Origin of the sequence: Gordonia insulae (genome assembly GCF_003855095.1) — a bacterium.
Taxonomy (GTDB): domain Bacteria; phylum Actinomycetota; class Actinomycetes; order Mycobacteriales; family Mycobacteriaceae; genus Gordonia; species Gordonia insulae.
In genome coordinates, this window is sequence record NZ_CP033972.1 from 4,515,604 (window position 1) to 4,538,680 (window position 23,077).

General features: G+C 66.6%; 20 protein-coding genes. 8 read left to right on the forward strand and 12 right to left on the reverse strand.

Translation table 11 applies throughout. The annotated features are described in order from the left end of the window. Positions 1-9: 9 nt before the first annotated feature. The 3 genes from D7316_RS20610 to D7316_RS20620 form a co-directional block, all read right to left on the reverse strand. The gene (locus D7316_RS20610; RefSeq protein WP_124709912.1) at positions 10-1,263 is read right to left on the reverse strand and encodes a pyridoxal phosphate-dependent aminotransferase; all 1,254 of its coding nucleotides are present in this window, start codon (positions 1,261-1,263) and stop codon (positions 10-12) included. Between the two features lie 149 nt (positions 1,264-1,412). Further along, complete coding sequence (locus D7316_RS20615; protein ID WP_124709913.1) at positions 1,413-5,036, reverse strand: (Fe-S)-binding protein; 3,624 nt, start codon at positions 5,034-5,036, stop codon at positions 1,413-1,415. 265 nt (positions 5,037-5,301) lie between these two features. Next, the gene (locus D7316_RS20620; protein WP_124709914.1) at positions 5,302-6,684 is read right to left on the reverse strand and encodes a WS/DGAT/MGAT family O-acyltransferase; all 1,383 of its coding nucleotides are present in this window, start codon (positions 6,682-6,684) and stop codon (positions 5,302-5,304) included. 126 nt (positions 6,685-6,810) lie between these two features. Between D7316_RS20620 and D7316_RS20625 the strand changes: the two genes are divergently transcribed. Further along, on the forward strand, positions 6,811-7,404 hold the full coding sequence (locus D7316_RS20625; RefSeq protein ID WP_232017000.1) for a SanA/YdcF family protein: 594 nt from the start codon (positions 6,811-6,813) through the stop codon (positions 7,402-7,404). Between the two features lie 18 nt (positions 7,405-7,422). Here D7316_RS20625 and D7316_RS20630 read toward each other — a convergent pair whose 3' ends face one another. The 3 genes from D7316_RS20630 to D7316_RS27205 form a co-directional block, all read right to left on the reverse strand. Beyond that, positions 7,423-8,667 carry an acyltransferase gene (locus tag D7316_RS20630; protein WP_124709915.1) on the reverse strand — a complete coding sequence of 415 codons (1,245 nt, stop codon included), beginning with the start codon at positions 8,665-8,667 and terminating at the stop codon, positions 7,423-7,425. Positions 8,668-8,886: 219 nt separating this feature from the next. Beyond that, a complete protein-coding gene (locus D7316_RS20635; RefSeq protein ID WP_124709916.1) occupies positions 8,887-11,022 on the reverse strand; it encodes an acyltransferase family protein in 2,136 nt (711 codons plus the stop codon). An 11-nt stretch (positions 11,023-11,033) separates the two neighbouring features. Continuing rightward, positions 11,034-11,201, reverse strand: a complete 168-nt coding sequence (locus tag D7316_RS27205) for a hypothetical protein (protein WP_164473825.1) — start codon at positions 11,199-11,201, stop codon at positions 11,034-11,036. Between D7316_RS27205 and D7316_RS20640 the strand changes: the two genes are divergently transcribed. The 3 genes from D7316_RS20640 (at position 11,200) to D7316_RS20650 (ending at position 13,918) form a co-directional block, all read left to right on the forward strand. Further along, the gene (locus D7316_RS20640) at positions 11,200-12,564 is read left to right on the forward strand and encodes a styrene monooxygenase/indole monooxygenase family protein (protein ID WP_124709917.1); all 1,365 of its coding nucleotides are present in this window, start codon (positions 11,200-11,202) and stop codon (positions 12,562-12,564) included. The two genes, D7316_RS27205 and D7316_RS20640, sit on opposite strands and share 2 nt — an antisense overlap. Before the next feature lie 116 nt (positions 12,565-12,680). Further along, a complete protein-coding gene (locus D7316_RS20645) occupies positions 12,681-12,899 on the forward strand; it encodes a hypothetical protein (protein WP_124709918.1) in 219 nt (72 codons plus the stop codon). A 20-nt stretch (positions 12,900-12,919) separates the two neighbouring features. After that, on the forward strand, positions 12,920-13,918 hold the full coding sequence (locus tag D7316_RS20650) for an iron-containing redox enzyme family protein (protein ID WP_124709919.1): 999 nt from the start codon (positions 12,920-12,922) through the stop codon (positions 13,916-13,918). A 26-nt stretch (positions 13,919-13,944) separates the two neighbouring features. On the opposite strand, the gene D7316_RS20655 is transcribed toward D7316_RS20650, so the two are convergent. Together D7316_RS20655 and D7316_RS20660 are read right to left on the reverse strand one after the other, a co-directional pair. After that, the gene (locus D7316_RS20655; RefSeq protein WP_124709920.1) at positions 13,945-14,151 is read right to left on the reverse strand and encodes a CDGSH iron-sulfur domain-containing protein; all 207 of its coding nucleotides are present in this window, start codon (positions 14,149-14,151) and stop codon (positions 13,945-13,947) included. After that, the gene (locus tag D7316_RS20660) at positions 14,148-14,885 is read right to left on the reverse strand and encodes a methyltransferase (RefSeq protein ID WP_124709921.1); all 738 of its coding nucleotides are present in this window, start codon (positions 14,883-14,885) and stop codon (positions 14,148-14,150) included. Before D7316_RS20660 ends, D7316_RS20655 begins: the two co-directional genes overlap by 4 nt. Positions 14,886-15,074: 189 nt before the next feature. Between D7316_RS20660 and D7316_RS27525 the strand changes: the two genes are divergently transcribed. After that, positions 15,075-16,118 (forward strand): hypothetical protein, encoded by a 1,044-nt coding sequence (locus tag D7316_RS27525; RefSeq protein WP_164473826.1) that lies wholly within the window; start codon positions 15,075-15,077, stop codon positions 16,116-16,118. 79 nt (positions 16,119-16,197) lie between these two features. After that, positions 16,198-16,641 (forward strand): ATP-binding protein, encoded by a 444-nt coding sequence (locus tag D7316_RS20670; RefSeq protein ID WP_124709922.1) that lies wholly within the window; start codon positions 16,198-16,200, stop codon positions 16,639-16,641. Between the two features lie 17 nt (positions 16,642-16,658). Here the strand turns inward: D7316_RS20670 and D7316_RS20675 are convergent, their stop codons facing one another. Next, complete coding sequence (locus D7316_RS20675) at positions 16,659-17,033, reverse strand: STAS domain-containing protein (protein ID WP_164473827.1); 375 nt, start codon at positions 17,031-17,033, stop codon at positions 16,659-16,661. Between the two features lie 326 nt (positions 17,034-17,359). On the opposite strand from D7316_RS20675, the gene D7316_RS20680 reads away from it, so the two are divergent. Beyond that, positions 17,360-18,100, forward strand: coding sequence for a SigB/SigF/SigG family RNA polymerase sigma factor (locus D7316_RS20680; RefSeq protein WP_232017001.1), 741 nt, complete (start codon positions 17,360-17,362; stop codon positions 18,098-18,100). A gap of 231 nt (positions 18,101-18,331) precedes the next feature. Here D7316_RS20680 and D7316_RS20685 read toward each other — a convergent pair whose 3' ends face one another. Together D7316_RS20685 and D7316_RS20690 are read right to left on the reverse strand one after the other, a co-directional pair. Next, positions 18,332-19,510 (reverse strand): zinc-dependent alcohol dehydrogenase, encoded by a 1,179-nt coding sequence (locus tag D7316_RS20685; protein WP_124709924.1) that lies wholly within the window; start codon positions 19,508-19,510, stop codon positions 18,332-18,334. 273 nt (positions 19,511-19,783) lie between these two features. Beyond that, positions 19,784-20,785, reverse strand: a complete 1,002-nt coding sequence (locus D7316_RS20690; RefSeq protein ID WP_164473828.1) for an alpha/beta hydrolase family protein — start codon at positions 20,783-20,785, stop codon at positions 19,784-19,786. A gap of 236 nt (positions 20,786-21,021) precedes the next feature. On the opposite strand from D7316_RS20690, the gene D7316_RS20695 reads away from it, so the two are divergent. Then, positions 21,022-21,963, forward strand: coding sequence for an oxidoreductase (locus tag D7316_RS20695; RefSeq protein WP_124709925.1), 942 nt, complete (start codon positions 21,022-21,024; stop codon positions 21,961-21,963). Positions 21,964-22,076: 113 nt separating this feature from the next. On the opposite strand, the gene D7316_RS20700 is transcribed toward D7316_RS20695, so the two are convergent. Next, a complete protein-coding gene (locus tag D7316_RS20700) occupies positions 22,077-22,922 on the reverse strand; it encodes a helix-turn-helix transcriptional regulator (protein ID WP_124709926.1) in 846 nt (281 codons plus the stop codon). Positions 22,923-23,077 lie beyond the last annotated feature (155 nt).

Here is a 23,077-nt window from a genome sequence, read left to right on the forward strand (position 1 = left end):
GGGGCGCGCTCACTGCCGATACGACGACAGGAAGTTGCCGATCCGTTCGATGGCGCCGCCCAGGTCACGTGACCACGGCAGCGTGACGATCCGGAAGTGGCTGTGATCGGTCAGGTTGAAGCCGGTGCCCTGCACCACCAGGATCTTCTCCTGCAACAGCAGGTCCTGGACGAACAGTTCGTCGTTGTGGATCTCGTGCACCTCGGGGTCGAGCCGCGGGAAGGCGTAGAGCGCGCCCATCGGCTTCACACAGCTGACGCCGGGGATCTCGTTGAGCTTCTCCCAGGTGACATTGCGTTGCTCGAACAACCGCCCGCCGGGTGCGACGAGCGCGTCGATGCTCTGGTACCCGCCGAGTGCGACCTGGATGGCGTGTTGGCCGGGCACGTTGGAACAGAGTCGGGTGGATGCCAGGATGCCGAGTCCTTCGATGAACCCCTTGGCGTGGTCCTTGGGGCCGGTGAGGACCAGCCAGCCGGCGCGATAGCCACAGACGCGATACGCCTTGGACAGTCCGTTGAACGTCAGACACAGCAGATCCGGTGCGAGGGAGGCGACGTTGATGTGTTCGGCGTCGTCGTAGAGGATCTTGTCGTAGATCTCGTCGGCCATGATCAGCAACGAGTGCTGTCGGGCCAGTTCGACGAGCTGTTCGAGCACCTCACGTGAGTAGACGGCGCCCGTCGGGTTGTTCGGGTTGATGATCACGATCGCCTTGGTGCGGTCGGTGATCTTCGACGCGATGTCGGCGATGTCGGGGTTCCAGCCGTTGTCCTCGTCGCAGCGGTAGTGCACCGCGCGCCCACCCGACAGCGCGGTCATCGCCGTCCAGAGCGGGTAGTCGGGGGCCGGGATCAACACCTCGTCGCCGTCGTTGAGCAGCGACTGCATCGTCATGGTGATCAGCTCGGACACCCCGTTGCCCAGGATCACGTCGTCGACGTCGAAGTAGGGGAAGTCGGGGATCAGTTCGTACCGGGTGACCACCGCACGTCGCGCCGACAGCACGCCCGCCGACTCCGAATAGCCCTGCGAGTACGGCAATGCGTGGATCATGTCGCGCATGATCACGTCGGGCGCCTCGAAGCCGAAGAGCGCGGGATTGCCGATGTTGAGCTTCATGATCCGGTGGCCCTCGGCCTCCAGCCGCGCCGCGTGCGCATGCACCGGCCCCCTGATCTCGTAGCACACGTTCTGCAGCTTCTGCGACTGCTCGAGTGGCTTGAGGTTCTGGTTCAGGTGCGATACATGCGGTCTACTCACGAGTTCAATTGTGACAGCCCAGGGCAAACCGGTTTTCGCGACACCGGCGACCGGTCACCGGAAGCGCTGCACACCCCTCAACGACAACACCACCTCGGTTTCCAAACCGAGGTGGTGTCGTGAAACGGGGTGAGCGTTGCGCCGTCCGATCAGGAGTGCCCGGGCCGCTTCTTGCCGGCCGCGATGCCGAATCCCTTCGCCTTCGAGGCGCCTGCCTCCGAGATCGTCTTCGCCGACGACCCGTTCGGCGACGGCGCGGGCGCGTCGTCGCCGGCCGGGGTCGTGTCGGTCTCCGTCGTCGACTCGGCAGGTGTCTCCGACGAATCCTCCGCCGGTGTCGCGGTCTCGCTCGGGGCCGGAGCGGCGGCCTTGGCCGGTGCCGCCTTGCCGATCCCGCCGGGACGCTTCTTGCCGGCGGCCATGCCGAATCCCTTGGCCTTGCCGGGCTTGGCCTCCGTGGCCGCTGTCTCCGTCGACTCCGTCGTGGAGACCGAACCGCCGTCGGCGGGAGTCTCCTGCGTCGCCGTCGACTCGGCAGCAGCAGATTCGGCGGGCTCAGCGGCAGCGGATTCGGCTGCCGCGGAATCGGATTCGGCCGGGGCCTCGGCGGGCGCCGACGATCCGGCGCCACCGGGGCGCTTCTTGCCCGCGGCCATGCCGAATCCCTTGGCCTTACCGGGCTTGGCCTCCGTCGAAGCCGCCACCGTCGATGCCGCCTCGGTGGCGGGCGCGCTCGGTGCGGGCTCGCTCGTCGTCGGCTCGGATTCGGCCGGGGCTGACTCGGATTCGGCCGGGGCCTCGGCGGGCGCCGACGCAGCAGGCTTGGGCGCCGACGATCCGGCGCCACCGGGGCGCTTCTTGCCCGCGGCCATGCCGAATCCCTTGGCCTTACCGGCCTTGGCCTCCGTGGATGCCGCCTCCGTCGATGCCGCCACCGTGGCCGCTGCAGCCGACGACTCGGTGTCGGCGGTCGGGGCCGCCTCGGGTGCGGACTCTGTCTCGGCGACCTGGTTCTCGGCCGGGGCCGTCACGCCCGCCTCAGATGCGGCCGCGTTGGGCTTCGCGGCTCCGGGCTTCTTCGCCTTGCTGCCCATGCCGAATCCCTTGGCGGCGGGCTTTTTCTCGGCGGGGGCTGCCTCGGCGGCGGACTCGACCGCAGCCGACGACTCGGCCTCGGCGGGTGCGGGAGCGGCCGATCCGCCGGACGCTGCGCCCGGCTTCTTGGCCTTGCCCATGCCGAATCCCTTGGCGGCAGGCTTCTTCTCGGCAGGCGCCGACTCTGCCGGCGCGGCCGGGGCATCCGCCTTCGCGGTCGCTCCGGGCTTCTTCCCGCCCTTCATGCCCAGGCCGACCTTCGGTTTCGCCTTGGCCTCGGTGGCGGTGGCCGTCGCGGCCGCCGCAGCGGCCGGCTCGGGCTCCTTCTCCTCCGCAGCCGGTGCTGGCTCGGCGATACCCGGAATGGATGCCGGGCCGAGATAACGACCGCCGCGACTCACCTCGGGTGCACCACGTTTGACCGATTCGAGAAGCAACTGCGCAACGTCGACGACCTCGACCTTGCCCTCCTGCTCGGTGCCGCTCGTCCGGGCGGTCACGCCGTCGGTCAGCATCACGCGGCAGAACGGGCAGCCGGTCGCGACCTTCTGCGGTGCATCACCCTTCGATGCGCCGAGGGTGTCGAGCGCCTCGTCGACGCGATCGATGTTGATGCGCTTACCGATCTGCTCTTCCATCCACATGCGGGCGCCGCCGGCGCCACAGCACATGGACCGTTCGCCGTGACGCGGCATCTCGGTCAGCTGCGAGCCGGATGCGGCCATCAGCTCACGCGGGGCGTCGTAGACCTTGTTGTGGCGACCCAGGTAGCACGGGTCGTGATAGGTGACACCCTCGCCGAGCGGCGCCACCGGAACCAGCCGCTTCTCGCGGACCAGCCGGTTCAGCAACTGGGTGTGGTGGACGACCTCATACTGTGCGCCGAGCTGCGGGTACTCGTTGCCCAGCGCGTTGAAGCAGTGCGCACATGTGACGACGATCTTCTTGCGCTGTTCGGGCGCCGTCGCGAAGACCTCGCCGAGCATCTCGATGTTCTGCTGGGCGAGCATCTGGAACAGGAACTCATTGCCCGCGCGGCGAGCCGAGTCGCCGGTGCAGGTCTCGCCCTCGCCGAGGACGAGGAAGTTGACCGCGGAGATGTCGAGCAGTTCGGCGACGGCCTTGGTGGTCTTCTTCGCGCGGTCCTCGTAGGCGCCGGCGCAACCGACCCAGAACAGGTACTCGAAGCCGGCGAACGATTCGACGTCCTTGCCGAACACCGGGATCTCGATGTCCATCTCGTCGATCCAGTTGGTGCGCGCCGAGGAGTTCTGGCCCCACGGGTTGCCCTTGTTCTCCAGGTTCTTGAACATGCCGGCGAGCTCGGTCGGGAAATCCGACTCGATCAGCACCTGGTAGCGACGCATGTCCAGGATGTGGTCGACGTGCTCGATGTCGACCGGGCACTGCTCCACGCAGGCGCCACAGGTGGTGCAGCTCCACAGGGTCTCGGTGTCGATCACGGCGCCGAGTTCCTCGGGATCGAACTCGCCGTCGACGGCGCTGACGCCGTCGAGCGCACCCTTGCTGTCGCCGACCAGCTTGCGCGCTGCCTCGGCGCGGGCCGCTTCCGGGATGGCATTGAGCTTGTCCTCGAGGACGTTGCCGTCGGCGTCGACCAGCCCGACCTCGTCGCCGCCCATGTCCTTGCGGCCGCCGGCCATCAGGTAGGGCGCCTTCGCGTAACCGTGATCGCGGAGCGACATGATGAGCAGCTTCGGCGACAGCGGTTTACCGGTGTTCCATGCCGGACACTGGCTCTGGCAGCGACCGCATTCGGTACACGTGGTGAAGTCGAGCCAGCCCTTCCAGCTGAAGTCCTCGACCTTGCCCGCGCCGAACGCGTCGACATCGGGGTCGGCGGTCTCCATGTCGAGGACCTTGCCCTGACTCATCATCGGCTTGAGGGCGCCGAGTGCGACGCCGCCGTCGGCCTCACGCTTGAAGTAGATGTTGGGGAACGCGGAGAAGCGGTGCCATGCGACGCCCCAGTTGATGTTGCGGCCCACCACGGCCAGCCACACCATGCCACTCATCAGTTTGATGACCGCGAAGATGGACACCAGGGTGGGGCTCGCGGGCAGGATCTTGGCGACCTGCATGGTGAAGAAGTCGGAGTAGGGGTCCGAATGGTGGTAGGTGGCGATCTTGCTGGCCTTCACCAGGATCATGCCGAGACCTTCGAGGAGCACCACGATCTCGACGAAGTAGGCCGCGCCGAATCGCGAACCACTGAACCGTGACAGCCGCTCGGGTACGCGCGGGTGATTGAGCTGCCGGATCGCGATCAGCACGAGGATGCCCACAACGGTGCCGATGCCCAGGAGCTCGTCCCACAGGTGCCAGATGAACCAGTCGCCGAAGACCGGCCAGTGGAACTCCGGATCGATCGACTGTCCGTATGCCTCGAACCAGAGCAGGAAGCCGCCGAGGAAGCCGATCATCACGAGCCAGTGCGCCCAGCCGACGGTGCGGAACTTCGTCATCCGGGTATGGGCGATGAATTCCTTGATCATCGTGCCCAGTCGGGGCAGCAACGGCCAGAACCGTCCGCTGTCGACCTTCTGTCCCTGGGCGATGGTGCGCACCATGCGCCAGACGCCTCCGAGGAACAGTGCCCAGCAGAACAAACTGATGATGGCGGCAGTGGTACCGATGGCGATCGTCGTGGATGTCACGGGCGCGTACCGGCCTTTCTTCTAGGTCGTCGCCGAACCATTTGCGCAGGGCTCAGGCGCACGCGGGCCGACGTGTACTACAGGTAACCGTAGTTCGTCACGGCGGTGCAGCGCTGCCAAGGATGACCTAACTAACGCTCGGTGCCCGCCGGACTGACACCATGGATGATACCCACCAGTAACTTACTGTCGAGTCAGTTGCGGTGATTTCGCGGTCCATGTGGGAAGCATCACGCAAAGCCGGTGTACGCCGCCGGTATTGGGCTCACCCGACGATGCCCGCGACCTTCTCCAGTTCTTCGAGGGCGGTGTCGAGGTGGGTGAGGAGACGCTGCAGGCTGGGCAGCTGTGCGCGCGCGCCGATCAGGCCGAAGTTGACATGATCGACCGTGCTCGTGACGGTGATGTTGAGCGCGAGCCCCTCCATCGGTATCGACACCGGGTAGACGCCCTCGAGGCGTGCTCCGTTCCAGTACAGATGCTGCGACGGACCGGGCACGTTGCTGATGATGATGTTGAACTGCGGCGGCGTGTACTGCACGAAGCCGGGCACGGTCGCAAACGCCAGCGGCGCGAAGTTCGCCGCACCCAGTGCGAGGGCCTGCAGTGGCTTCAGCCCCCGCACCACCTGCTTGCTCGTGCGGGTCGAGGCCACGATCGTCGCCAGCCGACGTTCCGGATCGGGCTGGTCCGTCGCCAGATTCACCATGATGGCCGTGATGGAGTTGCCGACCGTCTCGCTGTCGGTGTGCATGGACACCGGGACCGAGGCGATCAGCGGCTTGTCGGGTAGTGCATCTTGATCGATCAGGTAGGAGCGCAGGGCCCCCGCGCACATGGCGACCACGACGTCGTTGAGGGTGATCTGCATGTCCGTCGCCACCGCGCGGAGTCGCTCGATCGGCCACTGCTGTGCGGCGAAACGACGGGCACTGCCGATCGCGACGTCGAGGATGGTGCGTGGCGCCCCGTTGCCGGGGCTGATGAAGTCCGGATCGGTGATGCCCCGCAGCGCCACCTTCGCCGTGGCCGGGATCATGCCGGCGATCTGACCGCCGACGCCGACCGCGGCACCGATCCGTGAGCGGAGACCCACGCCTGTCGACGGCTTCTTGGTACGGCGCCGGGTGAGGCTCGGGTCCCAGGGGGCGGTGCCGCTGCGGTCGTCGGGATCGGTAGTGAGGGTCCGCTGCAGCAGCTTGAGAGCCGACACACCGTCCACGAGCGAGTGATGCACCTTGGTGTAGAGCGCGACCCGGCCGTCCTCGAGGCCCTCGATGACATGGACCTCCCACATCGGCCGGAATCGGTCGAGCAGCGCGCCGTGCTGAAGCGACACGTAGCGGAGGAGTTCGCGCACGCGTCCCGGGCGGGGGAGGACCGTCCGCCGGACGTGGTACTCGAAGTCGATGTCCTCGTCGAAGGACCATGCCAGGTTGCCCAGGATCGTCACCGGCGATGCCGGACGCTTGCGGAAGAGCGGTTGGACGTCGGTGCATTCCTGGAAGGTGGTGAAGATCTCCTCCGCGAGGTCGGTCGCCGACTGTCCCGCGCGGGGCACGAAGAGTTGGAGCCCGCCGACGTGCATGGGCTGCTCGCGCGTCTCGGCGATCAGGAACATCGATTCGGTGACCGGCATGTAGGGCATCGCAGAGTCCTTCGGGGTGACGGCGGGCAACGAACTCGTCCGCGTGACCTCCAGTATCGGTAGTGGACCCGACAGCATCGTGCGATTGGGGAAGTTGGTGACCAACGGCTCATCTACCGTGAGTACGTGCAGCCGGTGTCGCGTGTGTTCGTGGCGGTGCTGGTGGCCGTCGAACTGGTGATCACGATCGGCGCGACGTGGGTGTACGTCTCGTCGTCGGGCCGGATCATCGACGACGTCGAGGTCCCGGCCGGATCGACGGCGCTGGTTCTCGGCTCATTGGTCGACGACGGCGAACCCGGCGACTACGTCCGCGGCCGGCTCGACACCACCGTCGACCTCTACCGTTCCGGTTTGGTCACACGAATCATCAACTCCGGCAACGGCTCCGCCGCCGCAGGCAACGAGCCCGCGGTGATGCGCGGCTACCTCGAGGAGCGTGGTGTGCCCACCGCGGCGATCGCCGACGATCCGCTCGGATTCGACACCGAGGCCAGCTGTCGCCGTGCCCGCGACGTGTTCGACGCCGATCGGGTGGTGATCATCACCCAGGATTTCCACCTGTCCCGCGCGATCGCCCTGTGCAGTAGCCGTGGTGTCGATGCGACCGGAGTTGCTGCCGGATGCGACTGTCCGACTTGGACGTTGGCGCGTAACCATCTTCGCGAGCTGGTGCTCGCCCGGCCCCGCGCGTTGCTGAGCGCCGTCGCCGCCGACTGATGGTGTCGGCCGCGGGTGTCAGCCGCGCGCGGGCCGTAGCGGAAGTCGCGGCCGTCCCGTGAGATACAGCGATCCGGGCAGGCGGCGCAGGGCTTCGACGAGGAGCAGCGATCCGCCGATCGTGGTGATGTACGCGACGATGGTGCCCCATGGCTGGCCCAGGGTGGCGATCAGCCAGGGCTGGTCACCGGACTTCGGCTCGAGGATGAACCACAGCACCAGCACGTGGGCGAGGAACACTCCGAAGGAGCGATTCGATGCGAATGTGACGACGCGGGCGAACCTGGGGGTGAAGTCGCGCCAGTGCGTACCCCAGTGCAGGGCGGCCGAGTACAGGCACGCGATCGCCACCACCAGGAACGGCAACAGCGTGGGGTAGAAGGCCGAATTGTTGTCGTGGACCGGCTTTCCGCCGAACCAGACGCCCGCGACGTAGCTACCGACGGCGAGTGCGCCGGTCAGCACGAGGGCGCCGAACAGCCACCAACCCTTGCCGCTGAGCCATCTCGCGATCGCGTCGCGATGCACCGCGGCGACGGCGCCGTAGAGGATGAAGAACTGATACGGGACGAACGTCGCGTAGTGATGCCACCAGTACGCGGCGATCGACGCGGGCGGCTGCCACGAGGTGATCGTCACGGTGATGGCGATCTGCAGGGCGAGGCTGCCCGCGAGCAGCATGCCGTGATGGCGGGCGGTGGCCCGGACGAGCCACAGCACGAGCGGGAACAGCAGGTAGACCTGCAGCATCACGAACAAGAAGTACATCTGGAAGCCGGACAGACCCCAACCGGCCAGCTTGCCGAACTCGACCAGACCGTCGACCGGGTGCGACACGACGTCGCCGATGCGGCCCTCCGCCCACACTTTCTGGACGAGCCAGTAGATCGCCGACCAGATGATGTACGGGAAGATGACGAGCTTGATTCGTTTGCGCCAGAACGCGGTGGTGCTGAAGTCGCGCTTGTCGAAGTTCTGGTACATCAGCACGAAGCCGGTCAGCGCGAAGAACGTATTACGTGTGAAGTGCAGCAGCAGCGACGTGATGTTGACCGGCATGCTGGTGAACTCGTCGGTGGTCTGGGTGAGGCAGTGCACAAAGATGACCAGCGAGAAGGTGGTCGCGCGGACCAGATCCACGTGGTGCAGATAGGCACGTTTGCCAGCGCCACGGACCTTGTCGACCGTCCGGGGCACGCGCGTGATGGTGTCGGTGCCGGCTGTCGCGGCGGCAGGGTCGTGCCCCGGTGCATACGTGGTCATTCGCGCGTATCAGCCTCAACCGTCGGACGGACTCTGCTCCGAGGTGGCTCGACAGCGAGTCCTCGGCGCTCGCAGCATGTCGGTCGCAATCCGCGGTACCAGCGCGGACGCCCGGCCACAAGCATCGTTTGCCACCCTAACAGCCGAACCTTGGGGCAGCCTGAGATGGCGGGAGAGAAGGGTCTCAGGCGACGGAAGGTGCCGCGGGTGTGACCGGGATCACCACCACTGCAACGACTTTCCCAGGTCGGCGTCGACCGCCGGGATGAGGCTGCGGACGAACGTCGCGGACAGGTGGTGGTAGTCGTGCCACACGAGGATGTTGCCGACGACCGCCGGGCAGTACGCCGGCCCGCACATGGCGTTGCTGTAGTCCAGGAAGTTCATGTTCGGGAAGTCGGCAGCGATCGCCAGTGCGGGATCGGTCGGCGCCAGGGCCAGGTCCCGCGCGACGCCGCAGACCTGTGGCTTCTTGCCTTCGGCCAGGCACTCCGGCGGCTTCAGCTTGCCGTGCGCCCACGGGTTGTCGCGCACCGCGACGACCCGCTGTCCCCGGTCGCGGAACTGGGCGAAGATGTCCTCGTAGTCCTTCGGGACGTAGTCGCCGCGGGCGCCGGGGCCCTCTTCCGGGCGGGTCGAGTTGGTGAACACGACGTCCGGCTTGTCGACGGCGAGGCGGTCCATCACCCGGTTCGACCAGTCGTTGCACTGGTAGTACTTCTGTCCGAACCAGATGAACACGTGACTCGTGGTCAACGCGCAGCCGACCTTGAGGTAGGTGGTCACCTTGAATCCGCGTTGCTTCCCAATGGCGTCGAGCGCGGTGATCCAGTACTCGGCGTGCGAACCGCCGACCAGCGCGACGGTCCGGGCGGCATTCTTGTCGCCGTAGACCCCGACCTTGATCGAGGGGTCCTTCCACCCGCTGATCACCGAGTCGTACGACGTGATCGGCCAGTCCTTGTCGACCACCTCGGGGCTCGGCTGCGGATCGACCTTCGGCACGGGCGCGCCGTCGAGGTAGGCGCGCGCACCGGGGTAGAGCCGGGGGTCCAGGTTCTCGGTGTTGACCGTCGCGTTGGCCGCGTTGCGTTGCCAGATGACGACCGTCGAGCCCGCGACGATGGTGGAGATCAGGATCACTGCGAGCAACGACCGCCGATACCGCGGGCCGAAGGAGATCCCCTTCCCCGCACGCAGAGGTGCCTCGATGAACTTTGTGGTCGCCCAGGCGAGGACCGTCGAGACCGCGAGGATCGCGGTGCCCTCCAGCCAGTTCACGTCGTCCTGATAGCGCCAGGCCAGATAGAAGATGAGCAGCGGCCAGTGCCAGAGGTACAGCGCGTAGGCGATGGATCCCAGCCACACCAGCCGGGGGTGTGCCAGCCCGACGCTGACCTGACTCGGTCCGGCGGTCGGCTCGGGTCGGGTGGCCGCCGATCCGGTCCAGATCAGCAGCAACGTCGCGCCGACGGGCACCAGGGCGAGCATGCCGGGGTACTGCTGCACACCCGCGATCCACCACCCACACGTGATGATCAGCCCGAGCGCGACCACACCGAGTGCGTTGCGCATCCACGGCCGTAGCGCGACGCGCGGCATCCAGACCGCGAGCAGGCCACCGACGAGCGGTTCCCACAGACGCGCGACGGTGTCGTAGTAGTTGAAGGGCTGATTCACCGAATGCCGGTAGTTGGCCCACGCGAACGACAGCACCGCGACCGCGAGCAGGGAGAACCCGACCACGCCGCGGATCACCGACGGGTTGGCGAGCGCCGGCAGACGCCGCGACAACGCCCGCAGAAGGCCGCCCAAGGCCAGCGCGCACACCAGCGTCAGGACAAAGAACTGGCCCTGCATCGACATCGACCACAGGTGCTGCATCGGGCTGTTGGCCGAGTCGGCGGCCTGATAGTCCTGTGAATCGAAGGCGAGGTGCCAGTTCTGGTAATACAGCGCACTGGCCTGGACCTCTGCGCCCAGGGGGCCCCACCGTGTCTTCGGCATGACCAGGGCGATCATCGCGGTGATGAAGACCAGCACCACCAACAGGGCGGGAAGCAGACGGCGCAGGAGGCGCCAGAGCCGCGGCCACGGGTTGATCGCCGTGCTCCACGGCACCGACGCCGGTTGGGTCGCCAGGACGTGCTTGAGCAGGGATGCGACGAAGAAGTAGCCGGACAGCGTCAGGAACACGTCGACGCCGCCGGACACCCGCCCGAACCAGACATGGAAGATCGCGACCAGTGCGATCGCGATTCCGCGCAGGCCGTCCAGATCCAGCCGGTAGCCGGAGGTGTTTCCGGTCGCGGCGTCCTCGTTGGGCGTCGCGGTGGTGGTTACGGCCGTGCTCACAGGCTGCGATGCTACTTGGCCCGGCCCGGGTTTCCGGTGACCAGCCTGCCGACGTCACAGTAGATCTCCGCGAATCGGGCATGCATTTGCGCGCGCTGCGCGTAACCCTTCAACACCACTCCCCGCCACGGCACGCTGACGCCGACACCACACCGGAGAACGACAGAGGGGACCGACATGGCACATGAGGGAAAGAAGAGCGTGGCGATCGTCGGGGCGGGGCTGGCCGGGACCAGCGCCGCGCTCGGCTTCACCGACGCCGGTCACGACGTGACGCTCTACAGCGACCGCGATCGGGAATCGTTGCGCGACAAGGTGCCCCCGACCGGAGTCGGCGTCCTCTTCGGCAAGCCGCGCGAGTGGGACGCCGAGATCATCGACGACCTGTACGAGGTCGGCAACACCACCGGCATCAGTGTCCGGCTGCACTCGGGCAGCGGTGACGACCGTGCCGATGTCCTGGAGTTCAATCCCGACTACGGCTACGTCGCGCAGGCCGTCGACCTGCGCCTGCGCGCCGACGATCGGCTCGAACGATTCCTGGACCGCGGCGGGCGTTTCGAGGTCGCCTCGGTGGACGTCGACCGGCTCGACGAGATCGCCGGCGCGCACGATCTGACCCTGGTGGCCACGGGCAAGGGCGGATTGTCGGCGCTGTTCCCGGTCAACGAGTCGCGCTCGCACTACCGCGAACCGCAACGCAAGCTGCTCCAGGTGACGCTGACCGGCCTCGACCACGGGCCCGGGTCCTTCGCCTACCGCAGCAGTGCGGGCGGCGACCATTCCCTGTTCAACCTCGACAGCGAGAACGGCGAGGTCTTCGTCGGACCGTTCCTGCACAAGGATGCCGGCGCCACCTGGTCGTTCATCGTCTTCGCCAAGCCAGAAGGCGCGTGGGCGCCCAAGGTGGACGAGGTCACCGACGCGTCGTCGGCGCGCCAGGCGATCGTGGACATCTTCACCGAGTACTTCCCGGCCGACGCCTCGGTCATCGAGCAACTCCGGATCATCGAGTCCGACCCGGTGTCGTGGCTGAAGGGTGCGGTCACCCCGACCGTCCGCCACGCCGTCGCCACCACCCGTGGTGGTCATCCTGTCGCCGCGATCGGCGACACCGCCATCGCGGTCGATCCGGTCGCCGGCCAGGGTGCGGCGAACACACTGATCCAGGTCGCCGAGCTGGTGAAGGCCGCCAAGGAGCACGACGGCGCCTTCACCGAGGATTGGCTGGAGGCCGAGTTCGAGAAGCACTGGGAGCGGCGCGGCCGGGCTGCCGTCGAGGTCACCCGTCTCTACCTCGGCGATCCCGATTACGCGACCCATCTCGAGTTGTCGTTCCCCGCTGCTGCCGTCGACACCAACATCGCCGCCGCCCTGTTCGGACTGCTCTCGGACCCGAATCCGCTGTTGACCCTGGAGACCCGCGACGACGTACTGGCGTTCATCACCGCTGTGGCGGGTGAACCCGCCGACGACGTGCTCGGTCGGTTCGAGCCGGCCGGCCGCTTCGCCTCGGCGACGGAGCCGGCGGCGGTGAGCTGACATGTAGTGGTGCCGCCCACCCTCGCGTTTACCGCTCCGTTGTACGGGAACACTCCACCGACGGACCGGCATCTGCTGACGGCCGCGCAGCGGACACATGACGAAAGGGGGCACCGATGGCACACACGCACGAGGCGCCGGACGGTGGCGATCGATCCGAGCTACCCGAGTCCGACGTACGTCTCGCCCGGGAGACGGTGGACGAACTCGAGGACAAGCATGTGAGTATCCCGGAGACCGGTGATGACACGCAGGTCGATCCATCGGCGGCGACACACTCCGGCACCGACGATCCGTCGTCGGACAAGGCCGGGGACGCCGAACCGCCGGACTGATCGACCGCGAAAGGACTCACATGCAGCTCTCCACACGCCGGGTCCCCGTCTCGGCGACCCTGCCGTCGCCGCGCGGCCCGCTGTCCGAACGCGTCATCGACGCTCTCCATGACGGCACCGGGATGCAGGGGCCACCGCTCACCGACGGCGTCGACCCCTACGGCGATGATCTCCAACTCGCGCTGTACGTCGCCTACGAACTGCATTACGCGGGCTTCGTCGGCGTCGACGCGGATCGTGAATGGGATCCCGAGATCCTCGGCTTTCGTCGCGACCTCGAACGTGTCTTCCTGGATGCGGTGCGCGCCGAGGTCGGTCCCGCCGAGGACTTCTCGACCGCGCAGACCGAGATGAATCGGCTGTGTGCCGAACCTGCCGACGGTGACGGTGTCTCGTTCCGCCTGCGCGACAACGGGACCTGGGATCAGTTCCGCGACATGTTCGCGATGCGCTCGCTCTATCACCTCAAGGAGGCTGACCCGCACGCCTGGGCGATTCCGCGTCTGCGAGGAGCCACGAAGGCCGCGTTCGTCGCGGTCGAGTTCGACGAATTCGGCGGTGGCCGAGGAGATGCCGTCCATCAGGAGCTGTTCGCGGATCTCCTCGATGCCGCAGGCCTCCGGTCGGACTACCTCGGCTATCTCGACGTCGCGCCCGGATGGGCGCTGGCGCCGGTGAACCTGATGTCCTGCTTCGGTCTTCATCGGTCGCTGCGTGGGGCGACGGTGGGGCATCTCGCCGCCACCGAGATCACCTCGCCGCCCGGTTCGCAGCGGCTGCTGTCGGGGCTGGAGCGCCTCGACGCCCCGGAGGAGTGCCGACACTTCTACCGCGAGCACGTCGAGGCCGACGCTGTGCACGAGCAGATCCTGCGCACCGACGTCGTCGGTGAACTCATCCGCCTGGAACCCGAGTTGGAGGCCGACGTGGTCTTCGGCATCCGTGGATTCCTGGTGGTGGAAGACGCCTTCGATGTGGGACTACAGAAGGCGTGGCAGGACGGCTGCGTGCTGGGCTGACGACTCCCGAATCACTGACGCCCGAATCAGTTCTCGTCGGTGCGGCGTCGTCTGCGATGGCTGGTGTCGCACAGTGGATATCGACGACTGCGGCCGCACGCACAGACCGCGACCATGAAACGGTCTGACTCGACGTGCGAGCCGTCGGGTAGTTCGATGTCGACCGGTCCGGCCACCAGGACGGGCCCGCCCCGGACCACCCGGACTCGGGTCGGTTCGGATGCGGAGCTCATCGCCGCTCGTCCGATGCCGATGCCGATGTCGACGGTGCGGCGGGGCGATCCGCGCGGATGACCACGAGTTCCTCGCTTCGTCGTCCCGGCTCGAGGAGTCCGATCTGCTCGAGCCACTCGGCACGCGCGGTCATCACCGGTCCGAACGGGATCGATCGCCGTTGCACCACGGCGGCTTTCAGTCTGCCGCGGCGCAGAGCAGCGACAGATGCTGTCGCGTCAGCGAATTCGGACTGGACGATGAGCAGTGTGCCGCCAGGATTCAGAAATCCCGCCGCGCTCGCGCACAGCGGGTCGAGCACCGATCGGCCGTCGGGTCCGGCGTCCCAGGCATGCCGGGGGCCGGCGCACTCGACGATCCGATCCGCTTCAACCGGTGTCGGGACGTACGGGGGATTACAGGTCACGAGATCGAAGGTGCCGTGCTCGGCCAACTCGCCGAGCTCACCGTGCACGACGGTGACCGGTGAGCCCTGGCAGCGCAGCGCGGCCGAGGCGACCGCGTTCGTGCACGAGTCGATGGCGAGCACAGACGCGGCGCCGAGCCGTGCGGTCTCCAGGGCGACGACCCCGGATCCCGTGCACAGATCGGCGGCGCGCGCTCCCGGTGCAGATCGGCTCGCACGTAAAGCATCGATCAACAGCGCCGAATCGTGCTGTGGCTGGTAGACCGCGTGCATGGTCGTCGAGGAAGCGAGTGCACCGGGTGCGGGCTGGTCACAGCTGAGGGTCATGCGCTACTCCAGGGGTGGGGACAATGGACGGTCCGGTCGACGAATCCTTCCCGGTCCCATCGTTGGTCGTGTCGCGGAACGAGTTCCCGCTCGTGGGCCGGGTCAAACACGTGGGTGGGTGGTCGCGCGTCGACATGTCGAGATTCGTTGCGATGGTTGTCGGGCACTGTCGCGGGGTACGCGAAGACCATGCAGATCGAACGCACCGCAACGCGACTCGACGGTGTCCGCATCGTCACCGAGACCGGCCCACCGTGCGCGGCGACCGAACGCGCGGAAGCGCGCGTTCGCCAACTGGTCGAGGACGAGGGGATGAGGTTTCGCGACACCATCGTCACCGAACACACCACGTTGCAGATGAGCCCGTACGACGATCTGGACGCAGGCCTGGTCAGTGAACCGCGGGACGACCTGGAGGCAGTGGTCTTCGTGACAGAGATGCCGCGTGTCCGGGGGCGGCAGGTGGTGGTCGCCGAGGTCGATCATCAACGTTCTGCCGCGGTGATCTCGGTGCCCTCGCTCGGGCCGCTTCCGGGCCGTGCGCTCGCGACCTGCATCGCCGCGATCATCGCCAGACTGCGCGGTAGGTCGAATCGCGGCACCGGGCCGACGGTAGGCCGCTGGGTATCCGACGACGGCGACGGTTCCACCGAATACCTGGTGTGTGGCGGCGCCGTGAGCCGCGCCCGCGTGGTCCTCGGCATGGTCGGGGGCAACCGACCGTGGCGGCTGATCCCGACGCTGACCGGCTTGACGGCCGCTGCTGCTGCCGCGGCCTCGTTCGGCATCTTCTTCTCGTCCATCTGGTCGATGGCGAACTCGCTGAGTGCGTGGCGTCTCTCCGCGATCTCCCTGTTGTCAGTGGCGCTGACAACGGCATGGCTCATCGTCAACAACAAGCTGTGGGAGCGGCGCGGGGACATGTCGAAGTGGCGAGCGAGACTGTTCAACACCGTGACCGTGTGCACGGTGCTGTTCAGCTCCGTGGTTCTCTACGTCGGATTGTTCGTGGCCACGCTGGTGGCGGCGCTGTTCGTTATCGACTCGTCGTTCATGGCGGATCAGCTCGGATTCCCTGTGAACGTCGGAAACTACGTGCTGCTCGCGTGGCTGGCGACCTCGATGGGCATGTTCGCCGGCGGACTGGGATCGAGCGCGGATAGTTATGATGACGTGCTGCGCGCCACCTATGGTCACCGGGAGCGTAAACGTCGGCGACGTGCCGGCAAGTGATGGTGCAGGGTTTTGCTCAGGACCGACAAGGGTAAGACTGACACGAGACGAGAGTCATCTCGTGTGTGAGGAGAGACCAGTGACCGATAACCGCAGCACCACTGATGACAGTCAGGTCATCGAAGAGCTGGCGCAGTCGGCGGATGCACCGGTTGAACTGACGGTGCCCCCGCGTGCCGACAGGCTGCAGATTGTTCGAGCGGTGGTGGAGCGGACGCTCTTCGCGGATGACTGGACGATTGACGACGTCGCCGATGTGCAGCTGGCCGTCGACGAGGTCTGTTCTCAGATCATCGCGGCGTCGGTGGACGGTCGGTCCTTGGGCGTCGGGCTGACGATCGGTCCGGCCGGGTGCATCGGACGGATCACCGGTTCCATTGAATCCGGAATCGACATCGACACAGCAGGATTCGGATGGCATGTGGTGGAGGCCGTGACCACCGCGCACTCGATCAGCTACGTCGAGACCGGAGCGTATCGAGAGGTCACGGTGCGGTTCGGCAAATTCTTGTCCGCACCGTAACCCCTAGATCGTGTCGCTCAGGTCATCGTGGTGGCGCTGAGCTTCGCGCTCGCAGCGGTCACCGAGTCGAACAGTGCGATGGTGCCATCCAATCCACAGGCTTCGACGGGACGTGCGACCGACCGGTCGCACGCGACGGCTACCGGGATGTGGCTATCGGCGGCGTCGGCGCAGAAGCGATCGAGAATCGCCAATCCGGCCGCGCTCATGAAGGTCACGTGGAGGAGATCGAGAACCACACATTCCGGATGTCGCCCGGCGACGCGGTCGAGCGCGGCGGCGAAATCGGCTGCGTTCGCCATGTCGATCTCACCCGAAAATTGTTGCACGCAAAATGTTTTGCTTGCGGTGAGTTGACCTGTCGTTCGCCGCGCACTGCTGGACGGGATCAACGAGGTGTGAAAAGACGTGTTCGTGTCTAGATTCATGCGCGTGTTCCGCCTCGTTCCTGATCGTACGAGTGCGATGTGACACGCCTACTGCGGTCACACCGCCGCAGCTGTTGGCTGAACCGCTGATTCAACCGTACGGTGCCGCCCGCCGGTCTTCAAGTGGAAAGTTTCGGTATGGCCCGCCCGGGGTACGCGCTAGCGTGGTGTCAGCCCACACTTTCGCCGTTCGACACCTGATCGGAGGTCTGCTTGCCGTCGACACCTGAGGACGAGACTGCACCGCGGAAGACCGCGGGGGCAGCACTCGGGGGGACGACTACGGCGACGTGGTCATCGCGATCCAGAAGTTGCGTGACACGACCGACGAACAGATCGGACGTCAGATGCGTGCGGAGATCGTGGAACGGTGCCTCCCGCTCGCCGACCATGTGGCGCGACGGTTCACCGGTCGCGGGGAGTCGTTCGACGACCTCGTCCAGGTCGCCCGGATCGGCGTCGTCAACTCGGTCGACCGGTTTGATGCGGAGCGTGGCGGGAGCTTCCTGTCCTTCGCGGTGCCCACGGTGATGGGCGAGGTGAAGCGGCATTTCCGCGACACCATGTGGTCGATCCGGGTGCCGCGACGCGCCAAGGAGGCATCGTTGAACATCAACAAGGCGAGCGATGAGTTGGTGCAGCGACTGGGTCGGTCGGCCCGCCCAAGTGAACTCGCCGAGTATCTCGACATGCCACTCGATGAGGTGATCGACGGCTTGATGGCCCGCTCGGCCTACAACGCAGTGTCCATCGATGCCGAATCGGATGACGATGAGGGACGCTCCATCCGTGACACGCTCGGGGAGGACGACGTCCACATCACCCAGATTGATGAAATCGTCACGCTACGACCGGCATTGGATCATCTGCCGGAGCGGGAGCGGCGCATCATCACTCTGAGATTCTTCCATGCCATGTCGCAGAGCGAGATTGCCGCCGAGGTGGGCATCTCGCAGATGCACGTGTCGCGGCTGCTGACCCGCACGCTGTCTCAACTGCGCGATGAACTGACCACGCAGCGTGACGATTAGGAGCTCGATTCCTCGTCATCGCGATCATCGGTATGGACCAGTTCCGGTGCAACCTCACGTGTCGCCATTCCGCCCTGCCCGTTGTTGTCGACGGGGCCGGGTGCTTGGTCCTTGGGCGTGGAGTCCGTCGGACGATTCTCGTTCCGCTCCGTGGCATCGTCGTGCGTCATTTCGGCAACCTCTCGTACTGGCGTCGTGTCGAGCTCGGCTTGGTCGAAATCGGGCGTGGCATCACGGCTTCAGGATCACCTTGACCGCACCATCGGCCTTACGTTGGAAGATGTCGTAGGCGTGCGGTGCCTGATCGAGCGGAAGTTCGTGTGTGGCAAAATCATCCACTCCGAGTGGGTCGTCGTCGCCGAGCAGTGGCATGATCGACGGTACCCACTTCTTCACATTGGCCTGACCCATCCGGAGCTGAATTTGCTTGTCGAACAACGTCAACAACGGTAGCGGGTCGGCGGTACCGCCATAGACGCCACTGAGTGAGATGGTCCCGCCGCGCCGGACGATGTCGATGGCCGAGTACAACGCCGCGAGCCGGTCGAGCCCCGTGTACTGCATCAAGGGTTCGGCCACCATGTCCGGTAGATGGCCGATGAGGCTCTGGATCGTCTTGGCCACCGGGGAACCGTGCGCCTCCATCCCCACGGCGTCGATGACGGCGTCGGTACCGCGCCCGTCGGTCAGGTCGCGGATCGCATCTCCGAGATCATCCACCCCGTCCAGATCGATCGTCCGGATCCCGCGTGCCGCCAGGCGTGCCAGCCGCTCGGGTACGCGGTCAACCGCGATCACCTCGGCTCCCTTGTGAGTGGCGATCCGGGCGGCCATGTCGCCGATTGGTCCGAGGCCCAGCACGGTGACCGTTCCGCCCGGCGGGATCGCGGCGTACTCCACCGCCTGCCACGCGGTCGGTAGGACGTCGGACAAGTAGACGTAGCGCGAGTCCGGTGCCTCATCGGGCACCTTGATGTGGGTGAACTGCGCCTGCGGTACCCGCAGATACTCGGCCTGACCGCCCGGGACCGAACCGTACAGTTTCGAGTAACCGAACAGAGCCGCGCCCATGCCCTGCTCGCGCACTTGCGTTGTCTCGCACTGGGTGTAGAGCTCCAGCGAACACATGTGACACGACCCGCAGGAAATCTGGAAGGGGATCACCACCCGATCGCCGACAGCCAGATCGCCGACGTCGGAGCCAATCTCCTCGACGACACCCATCGGCTCGTGGCCCAGGATGTCGCCCGGCTCCATGAACGCGCCGAGGACCTCGTACAGGTGCAGGTCGGATCCACAGATATTGGTCGACGTCACCTTGATGATGGCATCTGAGGGCTCTTCGAGCTTCGGGTCGGGAACGGTCTCCACGGTCACGTTCCGCTTGCCCTGCCAGGTCACTGCACGCATCGGTAATCCTCCTCGGCGGGTCACCGCTTCCACGGCGACCCGTTCGGACATGTGGTGTCCGTGTGCCCGACCGGTGGACACGTCAAACCTGTCGGGCCCCCGAATACGCTTTCTCCCCGCCTGTTCCGGGTTGCGGACAGAATCAGGCGAACGAAGCGCGGGTGGTGCGGAGTCGTCTATCGGTGGCGGGACGGCGCCGGCGGAGCGGTGCGCGCGATGTCGCGGTCAGCTGCGCGTGTCAGCGGCACAGTCGTCCCGTGCTTGCGGCTCGCGTCACGCACCTTCCGCGTGCGCATCATTGGCCTCGCGGGTGATGATCTCGACGACCTGCCGGAATGCCGGAGTGCGGGAATCGACGATCGAGACGTGATTCTCGCCGGGCATGATCACCGAGTAGGCGTCGCCGTCGGCCGCCTTGACCGCGCTGACGTACCTGGTCGCGAGGACCGGTGGAACGACCTTGTCATCGGTACCGGCGACGGCCACGACGGGTGTGTTCGGGTCGATGTTCTGGATCGGGTCGACCGACGTATAGCGATCGGGCACCTCGGCCGGCGTCCCACCCATCACCTTCACGATCCGGTCGTCGCCGAGCGCAACCGCCCGCCGCATGTCGAGCGGGCCGGCCAGCGAGATCACATGCGTAGGCCGGAACTCGGGCTTTGCGCCAACTTCGTCGCTGTTGAGCTTGTGCCGCGTGCCGCCCCACATCGCGAGCTGTCCGCCGGCCGAATGCCCGACTACGACGGCATTGCGATGATCGAGCTGAGGGATCTGGCGGTCGATGTCGGGCACCATGTCCAGTGCGGCGGCCACGTCGGTGAAGGTCGTCGGCCACCCGCCGCCGCTGCCCACGCGCCGGTACTCGACGTTGAGCACGCCGAGTCCGCGTTCGGCCAGATGCCGGGCGAACGGTTCGAAGCTGTCGGCACCTATCTGTGACTGCCAGGCACCGCCGTGAATGAGGATGACCAGCGGCGTCGCGTCCTCCTGGGCTTCGGCGGGTAGATAGAGATCCATCCAGTTCTGCTCGGGATCAGGTTCCCCATCGGGTACCGCGTAGACGTATCGACGTGCGGTGATCGGGGAGTCGGCGGGCAGATTGTTCAGATCCTTGAGCGCCGCGCGAGGGGTCTCCCGATGCGGCTCGGGCACGTTGGCCGTGGAAGATCCGGTGGCGCCCTGTTCGGGTGATCCATCCGTACAGCCGGCAAGGCCGATCGTCAGGGCGAGGACGGCGGTGGTGACGAGAAGGCCTCGCCGAGTGCTGGTCACCCGGTCATTGTGCCGGAGAAATCGGACAACCCACGTAGCGCGCCCGCAAATCGCGGGTCGGCATATCCGCCGGTCGAGTCGCCGAGCAAGCGTGACCCGGGCGATCTCTCTGTTGGTCGAGTGGCCGAGCGAGCGTAGCGAGCCCGGCGTATCGAGACCGACCGAGACCTTGTGGCAGGCTGAAGCGCGATCGGACGGCGCAGGCGCCGCCGGAGGCAGTCGAAAAGGGCGAGAACATGGCGAAGAGTGGGTGGACACCGGCGCAGGCGCCGAGGATGGCGGGCCGGACCGTGGTGGTCACCGGCGCAAACTCGGGTATCGGGTTGGAGACCGCGCGGCACCTCGCGGGAATGGGTGCGCACGTGGTGATGGCGTGCCGCAACGTCGACGCCGCGACCAGCGCACGCGCCGATGTCCTCGACACAGTGCCCGGCGCGCTCGTCGACATCGTCCAGCTGGATCTGGGCGACCTCGCATCGGTGCGCAAGGCGGCCGACGAGATCGGCAACTCCTACCCCGCCGTCGATGTGCTGATCAACAACGCCGGAGTGATGGCGGGACGTCGTGAGCTGACCGCCGACGGCTTCGAGATGGACTTCGGTACCAGCTTCCTCGGCCATTTCGCGCTGACGGGCCTGCTGCTCGACTCCCTGTTCGCGGCGAAGGCGGCGCGCGTCGTGACGGTGGGCAGCAACGCTCACCGCGCCGGCGAGGTGGATCTCGACGATCTCGGCATGGACGAGACGTTCAGCACCTCACGCGCCTATGCCCGGGCGAAGTTCGCCCAGTTGGTGTTCGCGGTCGAGTTGCAGCGCCGACTCGGCGCGAGCGGGCACACGACACCGATCTCGGTCGCCGCTCACCCGGGCGCTACACACAGCGGCGTGATGCGTGATTCGGGCCGGATGTTGTTGTGGCTGTTCACCACGCCGTCGCTGCACTGGTTACGTAGGACGTTCATCATGGAGGGGCCGGAGGGTGCGTTGCCGTCGCTGCGGGCGGCCACCGACCCGGGCGTGATCGGCGGTCAGTATTACGGACCGTCGGGTCCCATGCAGTTCACCGGCCCGCCGACGCTGGTGGTGCCGAGTCCGCGGGTGTTCGATGCGGAGCTCGGAAACCGGTTGTGGGACAAGGCGGAGGAGCTCACCGGGGTCACGTACGCGTTTGCGCGGTGAGTGGTCTCGATACGCCGGGCTCGCTGCGCTCGCACGGCTACTCGACCCACCCGCTGATCGAGTAGGTGAGGAGCGTAGCGACGAGGCGTATCGAGATCACGTGTCGCACCGACCTACTCGACCAGCGACGGACCCACCGCACCCAGCATGGCCAGCTTCTGGTGGCTCTCGCTGCCCGGTGTCGCCGTGTACACCAGCAGGCCCTGTGACCCGTCGGGATCGAGCAGGGTCTGGCACCAGACCTCGATGAGCCCGAGTTCCGGGTGCAGCAGACGCTTTCGACGATCGCTGAGACTGGTCGCGACGTCGTGACGACTCCAGAGTTCGGTGAACTGCGCGCTCTCGGCCAACAACGCGTCGGCGACCTCGGCGGCGTGTGACTTCGGACCTTCGCGGGTCACCGCGGCCCGCAGCCGCGCGGTGTGCGCCTTGGCGTGGTGATCGTGGTCGTCGGACGGAAAGCGTTGTCGGGTGACCGGATCGGTGAACCACCGATAGGCGATGCTGCGCCGAAGTCCCGTGAAGTGGGTTTCGTCGCCGACCAGCGCGACCGCCGGCGCCGTCTGCAGCAGCGTCTCGCCGGCGCTGTTCACCACCATGGCCGGTGTGTCGGCCAGCCGGTCGACGATCCGCATCATGCCCGGACCCACGTGGTCGGGGATCGACTTGCGCCCCGGAGCGTTGTGCCCGGCCAGTCGGAACAGGTGATCCCGCTCGTCGAGGGACAGATGCAGGGCGCGGGCGAGGGCGGCGAGCATCTGCTCCGACGGATGCGGTCCGCGTTGCTGCTCGAGCCGGCTGTAGTAGTCGGTCGACATCCCCACCAGCAGCGCGACCTCTTCGCGACGCAACCCATCAGTGCGTCGGCGGGTACCGAGCGGCAGGCCGACGTCGGCCGGTTGCAGCGCCGCACGTCGATTCCGCAGGAACTCGGCCAGCCCCGCCCGGTCGATCGCCATCCGATGATCCTTCCTGATCTGCACTGACTGGTCGCCCTCGTGGTGACTCCACTGTCGCCGATCATCGCCGACTCATCCAGGGATCGGTGATCCGTGGATGTCCGCGCCCTTGTTGAGTCCGGCGGAGCGGAGTGCAGTGGGACAGGACGAGAACG